Below are 13,137 nucleotides of genomic sequence, written 5' to 3'. Positions count from 1 at the left end.
ACGTTCATGATCGGTTCATCGGGCGGCGAAAGCGTGGAATTGCTTCCCCAGCGTCGGGTGAAGGCACAATCCATTTCTCTATTTGAAAAGGGAACAATGTCGATGACATTGAGCACCTCGACACGGGCCTCCGCGCTCGTGCGGCGGCGCCTGGTCGCCGGGGTCGCTGCCGGGTTTCTCGGTCTGGGCGCGGCTCTCGGCAGTGGCCTGATGGCCACCGCGAGCGCGGCCGAGTCCACCACGATCACCGGTGTGGTCCTCGGCGTCGGTGCCAACGAGACCCAGCGCATCGTGAGCTGGTACTCCTCCGCCGACACCGCGCAGAAGATCCAGCTCGCCCCGACCGCCGAGATCGTCAACGGCGAGTTCCCGGCCGGCGCGGTCAGCTTCGACGCCGTCGGTGCGGCGAACACCTCCACCACCGGCTTCAACCGGCACGCCACGATCAGCAACCTGCGTGAGAAGACCGCGTACTCGTACCGGGTCGGTGCCGAGGGCAGTTGGTCCCCGGCGTACGCCTTCAAGACGCAGGACTTCGAGGGCGACTACGACTTCCTGTTCTTCGGCGACCCGCAGATCGGCTCCTCCGGTGACCGGCTGAAGGACCAGGCCGGCTGGGAGGACACCCTGAAGGTCGCCACCGCGGCCAACCCGAACGCCGAGCTGCTGGTCTCCGCCGGCGACCACGTCGAGAGCGCCAACGACGAGGGTCAGTGGACCTCGTTCCTGGCCCCCGACCAGCTGCGTCAGATCCCCCTCGTCGCCACCATCGGCAACCACGACGTCGGCGGCAAGTCCTACGAGCAGCACCACTTCACCCCGAACACCGACCGCTCGGCCCAGTACTACAACGGCGACCAGGCGACCCGGTCCGGCGGCGACTACTGGTTCATCCACAAGGATGTGCTGTTCATCGACCTGAACAGCAACAGCTACGTCAACCCGGCGGACGGCTCCGCCGGCGGCGACGCGGCGCACGTCGCGTACGTCACCGATGTCATCAACAAGCACGGCTCCGAGGCCAAGTGGAAGGTGCTGGTCTACCACCACTCCATCTACTCGCCGGCCAGCCACGCGACCGACGCCGACAACAAGCAGCGGCGGGAGGACTTCACCACCGCGTTCTCCAACCTCGGTGTCGACATGGTCCTGCAGGGCCACGACCACAGCTACACCCGCAGCTACTCCATCAAGAACGGCCAGAAGGAGAACCCGGCTGAGAAGCCGGGCGCTGCCGACGTGTTCCCCGGCCCGGGTGGCGTCATCTACGTGACTGCCAACTCGGCCTCCGGCTCGAAGTACTACGACATCAAGAAGCCGGACAACACCGGCACCGGCATCCGTGGCAACGGCCCGGACCCGCTGGACGCGAACAAGTACTGGTACAACTCCGTGCAGAACCAGGAGCACGTGCGTAGCTACGTCAAGGTGCAGGTTCGCGGCGACAAGCTGGTTCTCGCGAACGTTCGCAGCGGCACCTGCGCGGCGCCGAACGCGGCCGTCGAGAAGGGCCTTTCCTGCGTCAACACCCCGGACGGTCAGCCGGTCGGCTCGATCGTCGACAACGTGACGGTGCACCCGTTCCACGGTGACGGCCAGGCCATTCAGGTCAACGTGCCGAACCCGGCTCCGGGCGAGTTCGGCTGGACGATCGACGGCTACAACGGTCTGGTCGACCTGGGTACCGCGCAGGAGCGCAACGGCACCTCCTTCCAGGCCAACGGCAAGATCAACCCGATCCTCGTGTCGGACAGCCGCCGGTCGCTCGCCCCGTGGTCGATCTCGGCCAACGTCGGCGACTTCTCCGACGCCGACAAGAAGTTCTCCGGCTCCTACCTCGGTTGGAACCCGTACGTGCTCGACGCCGGCGCGGGCGCCGAGGCCGGTGCCCCGGTCCTGTCGTCCCTCGACGACCAGGGCAAGGGCCTGTCGGTCTCCAGCGCGCTCGCCGCCGCCGCGCAGGGTCACCCGCGTGGTGGCGCCAAGCTCGGCGCTGACCTGGACCTGAAGATCCCGGACAGCATCGCGAAGGGCAGCTACCGCACCACCCTCACGATCACTGCATTGAGCAGCTGACCGGACTGTTCCATTCGGCGGGGTAGGCACCTTCGGGGCCTACCCCGCCACCGGTTCACCCACTACCAAGATCACCACAAGGACTTGAGATGCAACCGTCCGTCACTCGCTGGAAGACCACGACCGCCGCACGCCTCCGTACGACAGCATTGTCCCTGCTCGCCGTCGTCGCGGCCGTCGGTGTCGGCGCCGGTCCCGCCCTGGCGGCGGACGGTAACGTCGCCTGGACGGTCCGGACGGCCTCCAACGGCTACGGCGAGGCCCGGTCCAGCTACAGCTACAACGTCAACCCGGGAGGCGCCGTCGAGGACGCCATGGTCGTGGCCAACCGCGGCCCGGCGCCGCTGACCCTCTCCGTGTACGCGGCCGACGGCTTCACCACCGACGCCGGCCAGCTCGACCTGCTCACCAAGGACAAGAAGTCGATCGCGATCGGCGCCTGGGTGAAGCCGAACGCCGGCAGCGTCGTGATCCAGCCCGGAAAGACCGCCCAGGTCCCCTTCACTGTCAGCGTTCCGGAGAACGCCACGCCCGGGGACTACGTCGGCGGCATCCTCACCACGCTGACCCAGGCCGACCAGGCTGAGGGGATCAACGTCGACCGGCGTCTCGGCATCCGGATCACGTTGCGGGTGGGCGGCGAGCTGAAGCCCAACCTCGCGATCGAGAACCTGCACGTCACCTACGCCGGGCCGACCAACCCGTTCAGCAAGGGTGACGCCACCATCACCTACAAGGTCCACAACGTCGGCAACGCGGCCCTGTCCGGTAAGCAGGCGGTGACCGTCTCGGGCCCGTTCGGCCTGCTGCGGGTGCGGGCCGAGGATGTCGCCGCGCCGCCGGAGCTGCTACCGGGTGAGAGCTGGGACGTGACGGTGCCCGTACACGGGGTGGCTCCCGCCATCTCGCTGGCCGCGACCGCGACAGTGACACCCCTGCTCACCGACGCCTCGGGCTCCACCACCTCGCTCAAGCCCGTCCAGGTCACCGCGCACGGCTGGGCCCTGCCCTGGATGCTGGTGCTGGTGCTCGTCGTGCTGATCGCCGTACTCGTCGGGGCGTACCTGTACCGACGCCGCAACCGGGCGCAGAGCAAGGCGCGCGAGGACGCCCGCGTACGCGACGCCGTCGAGCAGGCGCTTCGTGGCCCGGAGCCGCAGACCTCCTGATCGCGGCTCCGGTCACCTCGGCCGGCTTCGGCCGGCGGCGGTTCTCGCCCGCTGGGTCAGGCCGATCGCGAACGCGATCACGGCGATCACCAGCACCGCCGCCGGCACGGATGCCCAGGTCGGGGCCGTACGCAGCACCACAGTGCCGAGCGTGGCGCCGACCACCAGCCCCGCCAGCCGGCCGACACCACCCACGTCGGCGAACCGGTGCGGGTCGACGACGCGCCGCCGGACCAACTCGGTCAGCGAGCCGGTCAGGTAGGTGGTCGACGCACCCCGTACGCCGGCGGCCACTGTGATCACGCTCTGGATGCCGCTCGACACGGCCGCCATCGCCAGCAGCACGAGCCCGAAGCCGTACCCGGGACGTGCCGAGCAGCCGAACCAGCCAACAGTGAAGCCGAGCAGCAGCACCGCCTCGGCCGACGTCACCACAGCGGTACGGCGGTTCCAACCCGGCGGGGTGTGGCGCAACGGCACAGTGGCAGCGGCCACGCCCACCGCGTACCCGCCAACCGCCACCACCGCCCCCGCGAGGGAGCGGGTGTCGGCAGTGGCGATCGCGTGGCCGAAGTGCACCAGGTTGCCGGTGACCACGCTGGCGAAGTAGCCGTTGAGCTTGGTCAGACAGATCACGTCGAGGAAGCCGGAGGCCGTGGCGAGCGCCACCAGGAGCCCGGCCGTGGCCCGCGTCGACGGAGCGTGCACGATGCCCCTTCCGTCGGTCCCGCGGCCAGCGCGACGCGCCCGTCCTTCACGTCGAACCCACCCGCGCTCGCGCCCGGCGCGGTACGCGGACATTCCCGGGCCTGCCCCGGCTACGCGCGGCGGGGCCCACCAAACGCGGGCGTTCGTCCTTGTGGGTGAACGACGCTCGGCTCCGAACCACGCCCGTTCCCGAGCCGGCATGCTGCGACGGTGACGCCGGCACGGAGAGGGAAGCCACATGGTTGACGGGGATGTGCCAGAGCGGATGCAGGCCGCGGCCTTCGACGAGTTCGGCGGGCCGGAGGTGATCACCCTGCGGAAGCTGCCGATCCCGCAGGTCGCCGACGACGAGGTGCTGATCAAGGTCTTGAGCGCAGGTGTCGGGGTGTGGGACGCGTACGAGCGCGAGGGTGTGCTGGTGCCGGAGGGCTCGGCGCTCCCGATCGTGCCCGGTTCCGACGGCGCCGGAACCGTCATCGCGGCCGGCAGCAAGGTGACCGGCCTGGCCGTGGGCGACCTGGTCTACGTCTCCGCCACCGCTCGGCCGAAGGGCGGCTGCTACGCCGAGTACGCGTCGGTCAAGGCGGAGTACGCGGCAAAGGTGCCCGACGGTGTGCCCGCCGAACACGCCGGTGCCATGCCCACCGACGCGCTGACCGCGCTGGCCGGGCTCGACGCGATCAGCCTGTCGGCCGGCGCCTGGTTGCTGATCTTCGGTGCGAGCGGCGGTCAGGGTCACCTGGCCGTGCAGTTGGCGAAGCGGCAGGGGCTGAACGTGATCGCCGTGGCGTCCGGGGCGGACGGCGTCGCGCTGGTGACCCGGCTCGGCGCCGACGTGTCCCTCGACGGCCACGGCGACATGACCGACGTGCTGGCCCGGATCCGGGACGCGGCGCCGGGCGGGGTGAACGCCATCCTGGCGATGGCCGGCGGCGCGACTCTGGACCGGCTCACCGAAGCGTTGGCCGACGGCGGGGTGGTCGCGTTCGCCCACGGGGTGCAGCCGGAGCCGCAGGAACGGCCGGGCGTCATGGTCCGCGCGTACGACGGCGAATCGAGCCCTCGACAGTTGCGGCGCCTCAACGAACTCATCGAGGCGGGGCCGTTCGTGGTGCACGTCGCGGAGAAGTTCCCACTGGGCAAGGTGCGGGACGCGCACCAGCGCCTACAGACGTCCTACTCCGGCAAACTCCTGCTGACTGTCGCCTGAGACGTCAGGGCGTGCGCTGTTGCGGCACGCGTACCGAAGCCATGCCGGCCGCCGTCGCGGCCTGGATGCCCAGGTCGGTGTCCTCGAAGACCAGGCAGGACTCCGGGGGTACGCCGAGCTGCTCCGCCGCGAGCAGGAACGCCTCCGGGTCGGGCTTGGCCCGGGTGTAGTCGTCGGCGCAGACCAGCACGTCGAACCGGTCCAGCAGGCCGAGCGCGTCCAGGGAGGCGGTGACCGACGCGCGGGTGCTGCCGGAGACGACGGCGAACGGGACCCGCCGGTGCGCGTCGTGGATGTGCGCCAGCACCTCGGGCACGGCGGCGAGCTGCGGCAGCAACTCCTGGTAGTAGCTCTCCCGGCGCTCGACGACGGCCGCCACCGGCATGGCAAGACCCTGCTGCTCGTTCAGCGCGACGATGATGTCGGCGGTGGGCCGCCCACCCCAGGCGTAGAAGAGGTCCTCGGGGAACTGGCAACCCCACTCCTCAAGGGCCCGCTGCCAGGCCAGGTAGTGCAGCGGCATCGAGTCGACGATGGTGCCGTCGCAGTCGAACAGGTACGCGGCGAACGGCCCGGGAGGCAGAGGCAGACTCACCCGGGAAGGGTACAGCTCACTCGGTCGTGACGGCTCTCAGCTGACTGAGCAGGTACGCGCGCTCCGGTTCGGTGCCGACCAGCGTCAACGCGCTGCGGTACGCGACGGCGGCCTCGTCGTACCGGCCGAGCCGACGCAGCAGGTCGGCCCGCGCCGCCGGATAGGGGTGGTGGCCGCGCAGCCGAGGCTCGTCGGCCAACTCGTCGAGCAGCGCGAGCCCCGCCGCCGGCCCGTCCCGCATGGCGACCGCGGCGGCGCGGTTGAGCGCCACGACCGGCGAGGACACCAGGCCGAGCAGCACGTCGTAGAGCGCCACCACCTGCGGCCAGTCGGTGCTGGCCACGTCGGCGGCCTCGTCGTGCAGCGCGGCGATGGCGGCCTGCACGCCGTACGGGCCGGGCGCTCGGCCGGTGAGCGCGACCACCACCAGGCCCCGCCCCTCCTCGATCATCCGACGGTCCCAGCGTCCACGGTCCTGGTCGTCGAGAAGGATCATGGTGCCGTCCGGCCCGGTACGCGCGTCCCGTCGGGCGTGGACCAGCAGCATCAGACCGAGCAGCCCGGCGACCTCCCGCTCGGCCGGCAGCAGCCGACGCAGGATCCGGCCCAGCCGGATGGCCTCGTCGGCCAGGTCGATCCGTTGCAGATCCGGGCCGGAGCTGGCCGCGTACCCCTCGGTGAAGACCGAGTAGACGGCCTGGAGCACGGTGGGCAGACGACCGGGCAGCTCGTCGGGGCCCGGCACCCGGAACGGGATGCGTGCGTCGCGGATCTTCCGTTTGGCGCGGACGAGTCGTTGGGCCATGGTGGCGGGCGGCACCAGGAAGGCCCGCGCGACCTCGGTGGTGGTGAGGCCGGCCAGGAACCGCAGGGTGAGTGCCCCGCGATCCTGCGCGGCCAGCGCCGGGTGCGCACAGGTGAAGAAGAGCGCCAACCGGTCGTCGGGCAGGTCGCGGTCCGCGTCGGCGGGCGGCGCGTGATCGGCCCGCTCGGCCTCCGCCTGCAGTACCGCGAGCCGGGTCGCCAGCACCCGGTCGCGACGCAGCCGGTCGACGGCCCGACGCCGAGCCGTGGTGAGCAGCCAGGCACCCGGCCGGCTCGGGACGCCGTCGGTCGGCCAGTGCGTCAGCGCCGCCTCGATGGCCTCGGACGTGACCTCCTCGGCCAGGTCGAGGTCGCCGAAGCGGCGCACGAGCGAGGCGAGCAGTCGGCCGCGTTCCTCCCGGAACACCGCCTCCACCGACGACCCGACTGCTGCCTCCTCGGCCGGCACTGTCACCCCTGCATGTCGAGCTCGAAGATCGGACGGACCTGGACCGATCCGGTGCCGATGGCCCCGGGGCTGCGGGCCGCCCAGTCCAGCGCGGCGTCGAGGTCCGGCACGTCGATGACGTCGTACCCGCCGAGCAGCTCACGGGTCTCGGCGAACGGCCCGTCGGTGATCGTGCGGTCCCCTTCCGGGCCGACCTGCACGGTGGTGCAGGTGGTCAGGTCCTGCAGGGGGTGCCCGGAGACCCAGACCCCGGCGTCCTTCATCTCCCGGTCGTAGCGGGTCCAGTCCTCGAAGCTGCACCCGTTGTCGACGACCTCCCCGTCAACCATGGGGCTCATGAACAGCAGCATGTACTTCACGTTTCGGCTCCTCTCGGTGCGGCGGATCGCCGTACAGCATGACGACGAACGTGGGACGGGGATATCGACACGGCGCGGCAGGATTTTCGCGACCGAACTGTCCGACTGTGCTCACGGGAGGCCCCGCTGCGCCGACTCGGGTCGTTCGTCGCGTCGGTCCATCCGTCGTTCGAACCAGGTCACCCCGATCAGAAGGGCGGTCAGCACTGTGAGCGCCGCCAGTGGCGGCAGGGATCGGCCGATCGGCAGCAGGGCCAGCGGCAGCAGCGCGGCGACGACCTGCGTCGGGTACACCGGGCCAACCGTCAGCCGGCGGAAGACCAACCTGCTGAGCAGGTAGAGGGCGGCGCCGCCGTAGAGCGCGGTAGCGGCCTCCCAGCCCAGTCGGTCGGGGTGCGCGGACTCCTCGGTGAGCTGGGCGATCACCTCCTCGATGCCGAGCGCGACGTAGATGGCGCCGATGATCAGCGTGGAGTGCCCGAGGCCGTACGCGTCGCCGGCCACGCTGGCCCGTCGTTCACCAGGCACGTTGCTGACAGCCTCCCGGGCGGCGGGCGCCAGCCGATCGAAGTAGAGCCACCACAGGCACACCGTGCAGGTGAGGCCGAGCAGTGCGGCCAGGAGGGCGGAGCCGACCGGTGCCATCGCCCTCGGGCCCGCGCCGGCGGAGATCAGGGACTCACCCAGCGCGATGATGAGCACCAGGCCGAACCGCTCGCTGAAGTGGTCCACGCTGCGCAGTTGCCACGGCCGAAAGGTGGACGCGATCCGGGCGCCGCCGATGTTCAGCAGGAACGCGACAGTCCAGAGCGCCGTCTGGGCCGCACCGCCGAGCAGGGCACCGATGATCAGCGGGACCCAGCCCAGCACCACCGGCACTGTGAAGAACCGCAGCGTCGAGCGCAGTGGCGGGTTCGTCGCGCTCGCCCAGAACAGGATCACGAGCTGCACGGCTCGGCCGACCACGTAGGCCAGGGCGAGAGTCAACGGCGCGTCGAACAGTTCCGGGCTCTGCCGCCACGCGTCCGGCAACACCAGCGCGGCCACGAAGATCGCCGCCATCGCGACGAGGGTGACAGCGCGGACCGGGCCGACGTCCGGCCGGACCAGGTTTCCCACCCAGATGTACGGCGACCAGGAGTACAACAGCAGGAGCAGGAGGAGTAGCCCCTGGGCCAGGGTGAGCGCGCTCGGCGACCCCGCCATGAACGTGATGACCCGGGTGAGCGCGAAGACGAAGACCAGATCGAAGAAGATCTCGAACATCGTGGTCCGGTGCGTCACGCCTGCCGGCACCGGACGAATGTCGAGAACCCTCCTCATCCTCGCATTCTGCGCCATCGGGGTCGAGTGTTCACCCGGTCTACTCGCCTGGCGTCGCTCCGAAGAGCAGGAAGAACCGCTCGGCCGCTGCGATGTCGCCGTGCACGTCGATTTCGCCCGCCGAGACCGCCGAGCGCAGCGGCGTGCCGCCGAACATCAGGTCCCGCAGTGCTCCGACAGTGCCGGTGACAGTGACGTCGACAGGGCCCGACCGGCCACGGGCCACGCTGATCCCACTCGGAGAGACCCCCACCTCGAAGGCGTCGGTGCCCACCTGCAACCGGAGTCGAGCGGTCACCGAAGCGTCGGTCGGTGGTCGATAGAGGGCCTTCAGCAACAGCATGAACGCGTCGGTGCTCATCTCGACGTCCGGCTCCGCGGGCAGGCCGGCGCCCCACCGCGACAGCTCGATCAGCGTCGGCTCCAGTTGCTGGCCGCGTTCGGTCAGCTCGTACGCGTGCACGCTTGCCGGCGGCCCGAGCTGCACCCGCCGGACGATGCCGGACTGCTCCAGCTCCCGCAGTCGCTGGCTGAGCACGTTCTGGCTGGCCTTCGGCAGGCCGGCCCGCAGATCGCCGAAACGCTTCGGGCCGAACACCAGCTCTCGAACAATCAACAGAGCCCAGCGCTCGCCGACGATGTCCATCGTGCGCGCCGCCCCGCAGGCGTCCTGGTAAGTCCGCTGAGTCACATCGTCATCGTAGTCGGCGTCCACCGAACAGTGCTAACGTCGGATCGGCCAGTCCTAACTTAGGAGTAAGCGATGGATGCACTGCTCGCAAAGGTCATCGAGCGCCACGGCGGCCTCGATCGCTGGAACACCGCATCGACCCTCACCACCCGGCTCACCTACGGCGGCCCGTTCTGGGCGTTCAAGGGCCGTCCCGACTTCGACAGCACCGAACTCGTCGAGGCCGACCTGCACCGGGAACGGATCCGCCACGTCCAGGAGGGCACCGGCCAGGTCACCGAGTACGACAGCGACACCGACCGGGTCACCGTCACCGCAGCCGACGGCAGCCTGATCGACGAGTTGACGAATCCTCGGGCCAGCTTCGCCGGCTACACCCAGGAGAGCCAGTGGACGCTCGCCCAGGCGGCCTACTTCCGTGGCTACGCCACCTGGCACTACCTCGTCGAGCCGTTCCTGTTCACCTGGCCGGGCGTGGAGGCGCACGAGATCGAGCCGTGGACGGAGGACGGCGAGTCGTGGCGCGTCCTGCGCGTCACGTACCCCGAGAGCGTGCACACCCACAGCGACACCCAGCTGTACTACTTCGACGACAGCGGGCTGCTGCGGCGCATGGACTACCAGCCGGTGGTCAACGGCTCCTCCCGGGTCGCGCACTACGTCAGCGGATCCACCGAGGTCGACGGGCTGGTCGTGCCGACGCGACGCCGGATCCACATCCGCCAGGAGGACCGCACCCCGGACCTCTCCTGGACGCCGATCACCCTGGACCTGGCTGACGTCCGGATCCGCTGAGACCCCGATGGTGTCGCAGCGGACCCGGCGCCACATCGCCGACCGGACGCCCCGGCCTCAGGTCGAGGCGTCCGTCCGGCGCCGGCTCCGCTCAGCCCGCCGCCGCACCTGCTGGTACGCGCCGGTCAGCCCCATCGCCCGGCGTACCTCGAGCACCGTCTGGCGTACCTCCTGGCGGGTCCGTTCCGTACCCTCGACGATCAGTCGGTCGACCAGGCCACGGTCGGCTTCGATCTCGGCCCGGCGCTGCCGGATCGGCGCCAGGAACCCCTCCAGCGCGGCGATCAGTCGTTCCTTGACCTCCACGTCACCCACCCGCCCGGCCCGGTACCGCCGGGCCAGGTCGGCCACCTCGTCGCGGTCCGGATTGAAGACGTCGTGGTACGCGAACACCGGGTTGCCTTCCACAGTGCCCGGCACGTCGGCCCGCACCCGGTTCGGGTCGGTGTACATGCCGAGCACCTTGCGACGCACCGTCGCCGCGTCGTCGGAGAGCGCTATCGCGTTGCCCCGGCTCTTGCTCATCTTGGCCGCGCCGTCGGTCCCCACCAGGCTCGGTGTGTCCGCCGGGATCAACTCGGGCACCGGGAAGACCGGGCCGTACAGGTGGTTGAACCGCCGGGCGATCTCCCTGGTCACCTCGACGTGTGCCGCGTTGTCCCGGCCGACCGGGACCACCTCCCCCTTCACGCAGAGGATGTCCGCGGCCTGGAGCACCGGATAACCCAGCAGCCCGTACGGCATCTCCTCCTTGCCGGCGTCGCGGGCCATGTCCTTGAGCGAGGGCACCCGTTCCAGCCGGGGGACGGTCACCAGGTTCTGCAGGAGGGTGTTGAGGTCGCCGACCTCGGGGATGGCCGACTGGAGATAGAACGTGGCCCGGTCCGGGTCGACGCCGGCGGCGAGGATGTCGGTCACCATCTCGCGGGCGTTGCCGGCGACCTGGTCGATGTCCTCCCGGCGATTGCGGGTGGTGAGCATGTGCAGGTCGGCGATGATGAAGAAGCTCTCGTAGCGCCGGTGTAGCCGTACCCGGTTGGCGATGCTGCCGACGTAGTGGCCGAGGTGCAGGCGGCCGGTGGGCCGGTCGCCGGTGAGCATTCGTGCGACGGACATGGTGGTGCCTCTCGTTCCGCTGGTGGGTCACGCGTGGGCGCGCGCCGAGCAGGGCTGGCTCAGCCCTGCTCGGTCAGCGGGATCGACTCAGCGAGTCGCCCGCCATCGCGCGCCGGCGCGAAACCGCAGACCACCGGCACGGAGGACGTTCAGAAGTTGCTCACGGCCATCGCCGGAGCTGGTCGGGACCTCGGGCACGGCACCGGGGAAGCGGCCGTCGACCAGGTCGACCGCCTCGGATGCGCAGTTGCCCGTCCGGACCACGGCCTCACATTACCTGCGGTCCGTTGCCGGCGGGGACAGGTAGCTGTCGGCGTAGTAGGTACCGACACTTTCCCGATATTGCTGGTCAGCCGAGTCTGGGTCGAACGGTGGCGCGTCCTTGATCTCCTGGCGCGTCCGATCGACGTGCACGACGCGTTCCTGGTGATCCACCCGTTCCACGGTTCCGGCCGGCAGCAGGACCTTCTGGCCGAAGATCCACGGCCCGGTGTCCACCACCAGGTGCCTGGCGTCCGCCTCGTCGCTCGTCTCGTCGATGGTGCCGATGCGGCCGTCGCTCGCCTGCACCTGATAGCCCACCAGGTCGACGGGCGTGCCCGGGCCGGGCGCGTCCGGGCCGTCGTGACCACCCTCGTGGTCGTCGGGCGGGGTGACCGACGGTGTGGTCTGCGTGTAACCGCCGGCCAAGGCGGACGGGTCACGCCAGGCCCAGGGGTTGAAGATCGAGGGTCGCACGGGGCACCTCCAGGGGACGGTCCTCAGCTGTCCCCCTTCGCAGTGCCCATCACCCTGACGGCGGAAACAGGCCACGTTCTACGCGGCAGCGCTCCTTCCGAGGCGTGCGGGGCGGTCCGCCCGGCGTTCGCGCCGCCGCCGGTTGCGCGGTGGCGCTGGCCGGCGCGGGCCCGGTGACCAGGTGCGCTGGCATACTCGGCTGCCATGGTGCTGTCGCGAGGGTGGAGTGTCTTCCTGGTCGGAGTCGGCGTCTGGACCTGGGTGATCTGGCCGAGGTTCGCGGTCGCCATCTGGCAGGACCCGCGATCCTGGGCGTCCGGCACCGTGGCCGACGGCGCGGCCACCAGCTTTCTGTGGGTGCACGCGTTGTTGATCGCCGCGTCCCTGGCGATCGGCACCACAGCTGGCGTTCTTGGCGTCCGGGCATGGCTCGCGACCCGGCGTCGACAGACCTCCTGAGGGGCGCCACTCCTGCGGATCGGGGCCGGTCGGCGCCCGTACTGCTGGTGGTCGCCGAGCCCTCATTGCTGGCTGAACGCTTCTGACCTGCGAAAACGCTGCGGACGAGCGAATGTGACGCGCGCCGCTACCCGTGGATTTGACGATCAAACCCGCAGACGCGTAACTTTCTCTCTGCCAGCGCGGAACGGGGCAAACGGGACGAAGGTCCTAGAGCGCCGAAACGGGATGGCAACCGGGTCAAGCAGGGGTTCGCTCCTGGGAGACGCGGTCCGGGCGGGGCTCGCCGGATCGGCCGCGAGGCGGATTTGGTGCGGCGAAGCCGACCGGGTAAGGTTCACGACCGGCAGGGAACCGGGCGAGACTGCGGGAAACCGCAGCGGCCGGTCTGCTGAATCCGACGACCTGACGCAGCGGTTCGCTGCTGCGTGAGTGCGCCGGCGCTGACCCGTACGAAGCATGACAGACCGGGACACACGGTTTGACACGGCGAAGACGGTGAGGTAACGTAGTAAAAGTGCCCGGCGCGAGAGCGGCGGGGACGCGGTACGAAAAGCCCCGGTTGGGGTTCCACTGAGGTGGGGCTTCTGGTCGGTGTGTGGTTGTTCTTTGAGAATGGGAGAGG

Annotated in this window: 13 protein-coding genes; 5 read left to right on the top strand and 8 right to left on the bottom strand. The window is 70.1% G+C overall.

Going from position 1 to position 13,137, the window contains the following annotated elements; translation table 11 throughout:
* The first annotated feature begins 102 nt into the window (after positions 1-102).
* Both NIE111_RS29345 and NIE111_RS29340 read left to right on the top strand, forming a co-directional pair.
* Positions 103-2,076, top strand: a complete 1,974-nt coding sequence (locus NIE111_RS29345; protein ID WP_238687499.1) for a purple acid phosphatase family protein — start codon at positions 103-105, stop codon at positions 2,074-2,076.
* A gap of 89 nt (positions 2,077-2,165) precedes the next feature.
* Positions 2,166-3,245 (top strand): WxL protein peptidoglycan domain-containing protein, encoded by a 1,080-nt coding sequence (locus NIE111_RS29340; protein ID WP_238687498.1) that lies wholly within the window; start codon positions 2,166-2,168, stop codon positions 3,243-3,245.
* A 12-nt stretch (positions 3,246-3,257) separates the two neighbouring features.
* On the opposite strand, the gene NIE111_RS29335 is transcribed toward NIE111_RS29340, so the two are convergent.
* Positions 3,258-4,046 (bottom strand): YoaK family protein, encoded by a 789-nt coding sequence (locus NIE111_RS29335; protein ID WP_372488426.1) that lies wholly within the window; start codon positions 4,044-4,046, stop codon positions 3,258-3,260.
* A 145-nt stretch (positions 4,047-4,191) separates the two neighbouring features.
* Here NIE111_RS29335 and NIE111_RS29330 point away from each other — a divergent pair, with 145 nt between their 5' ends.
* Positions 4,192-5,163, top strand: coding sequence for a quinone oxidoreductase family protein (locus tag NIE111_RS29330; protein ID WP_238687496.1), 972 nt, complete (start codon positions 4,192-4,194; stop codon positions 5,161-5,163).
* Positions 5,164-5,167: 4 nt separating this feature from the next.
* Here NIE111_RS29330 and NIE111_RS29325 read toward each other — a convergent pair whose 3' ends face one another.
* The 5 genes from NIE111_RS29325 to NIE111_RS29305 all read right to left on the bottom strand — a co-directional run bounded on the left by NIE111_RS29325 (position 5,168) and on the right by NIE111_RS29305 (position 9,404).
* Positions 5,168-5,758 (bottom strand): HAD family hydrolase, encoded by a 591-nt coding sequence (locus NIE111_RS29325; RefSeq protein WP_238687495.1) that lies wholly within the window; start codon positions 5,756-5,758, stop codon positions 5,168-5,170.
* A gap of 16 nt (positions 5,759-5,774) precedes the next feature.
* Complete coding sequence (locus tag NIE111_RS29320) at positions 5,775-7,031, bottom strand: RNA polymerase sigma factor (protein WP_238687494.1); 1,257 nt, start codon at positions 7,029-7,031, stop codon at positions 5,775-5,777.
* Positions 7,032-7,033: 2 nt separating this feature from the next.
* The gene (locus tag NIE111_RS29315) at positions 7,034-7,381 is read right to left on the bottom strand and encodes a YciI family protein (protein ID WP_274531854.1); all 348 of its coding nucleotides are present in this window, start codon (positions 7,379-7,381) and stop codon (positions 7,034-7,036) included.
* 120 nt (positions 7,382-7,501) lie between these two features.
* Positions 7,502-8,713 (bottom strand): low temperature requirement protein A, encoded by a 1,212-nt coding sequence (locus NIE111_RS29310; protein ID WP_238687492.1) that lies wholly within the window; start codon positions 8,711-8,713, stop codon positions 7,502-7,504.
* A gap of 40 nt (positions 8,714-8,753) precedes the next feature.
* Positions 8,754-9,404, bottom strand: coding sequence for a winged helix-turn-helix transcriptional regulator (locus NIE111_RS29305; RefSeq protein ID WP_238687491.1), 651 nt, complete (start codon positions 9,402-9,404; stop codon positions 8,754-8,756).
* Between the two features lie 72 nt (positions 9,405-9,476).
* On the opposite strand from NIE111_RS29305, the gene NIE111_RS29300 reads away from it, so the two are divergent.
* The gene (locus NIE111_RS29300; RefSeq protein WP_238687490.1) at positions 9,477-10,199 is read left to right on the top strand and encodes a hypothetical protein; all 723 of its coding nucleotides are present in this window, start codon (positions 9,477-9,479) and stop codon (positions 10,197-10,199) included.
* Between the two features lie 57 nt (positions 10,200-10,256).
* On the opposite strand, the gene trpS is transcribed toward NIE111_RS29300, so the two are convergent.
* Positions 10,257-11,315: a tryptophan--tRNA ligase gene (gene trpS, locus NIE111_RS29295; protein WP_238687489.1), complete on the bottom strand. Its 1,059-nt coding sequence runs from the start codon at positions 11,313-11,315 to the stop codon at positions 10,257-10,259.
* Between the two features lie 273 nt (positions 11,316-11,588).
* Entirely contained in the window at positions 11,589-12,053 is a 465-nt protein-coding gene (locus NIE111_RS29290) for a PRC-barrel domain-containing protein (RefSeq protein ID WP_238687488.1), read from the bottom strand.
* A 204-nt stretch (positions 12,054-12,257) separates the two neighbouring features.
* On the opposite strand from NIE111_RS29290, the gene NIE111_RS29285 reads away from it, so the two are divergent.
* The gene (locus NIE111_RS29285; protein WP_238687487.1) at positions 12,258-12,512 is read left to right on the top strand and encodes an SCO4848 family membrane protein; all 255 of its coding nucleotides are present in this window, start codon (positions 12,258-12,260) and stop codon (positions 12,510-12,512) included.
* The last annotated feature ends 625 nt before the right edge of the window (positions 12,513-13,137 follow it).

The organism is Micromonospora hortensis (assembly GCF_022230935.1).
In the GTDB taxonomy this organism is placed as follows: domain Bacteria; phylum Actinomycetota; class Actinomycetes; order Mycobacteriales; family Micromonosporaceae; genus Micromonospora; species Micromonospora hortensis.
This window is presented reverse-complemented; position numbering and strand designations above follow the sequence as displayed.

What these genes read in the sequence shown, in the direction of transcription:
- NIE111_RS29345 (WP_238687499.1), top strand. Translation starts at nt 103, where the DNA reads ATGACATTGAGCACCTCGACACGGGCCTCCGCGCTCGTGCGGCGGCGC.
- NIE111_RS29340 (WP_238687498.1), top strand. Translation starts at nt 2,166, where the DNA reads ATGCAACCGTCCGTCACTCGCTGGAAGACCACGACCGCCGCACGCCTC.
- NIE111_RS29335 (WP_372488426.1), bottom strand. Translation starts at nt 4,046, where the DNA reads ATGTCCGCGTACCGCGCCGGGCGCGAGCGCGGGTGGGTTCGACGTGAA.
- NIE111_RS29330 (WP_238687496.1), top strand. Translation starts at nt 4,192, where the DNA reads ATGGTTGACGGGGATGTGCCAGAGCGGATGCAGGCCGCGGCCTTCGAC.
- NIE111_RS29315 (WP_274531854.1), bottom strand. Translation starts at nt 7,381, where the DNA reads ATGCTGCTGTTCATGAGCCCCATGGTTGACGGGGAGGTCGTCGACAAC.
- NIE111_RS29310 (WP_238687492.1), bottom strand. Translation starts at nt 8,713, where the DNA reads ATGAGGAGGGTTCTCGACATTCGTCCGGTGCCGGCAGGCGTGACGCAC.
- NIE111_RS29300 (WP_238687490.1), top strand. Translation starts at nt 9,477, where the DNA reads ATGGATGCACTGCTCGCAAAGGTCATCGAGCGCCACGGCGGCCTCGAT.
- trpS (WP_238687489.1), bottom strand. Translation starts at nt 11,315, where the DNA reads ATGTCCGTCGCACGAATGCTCACCGGCGACCGGCCCACCGGCCGCCTG.
- NIE111_RS29285 (WP_238687487.1), top strand. Translation starts at nt 12,258, where the DNA reads ATGGTGCTGTCGCGAGGGTGGAGTGTCTTCCTGGTCGGAGTCGGCGTC.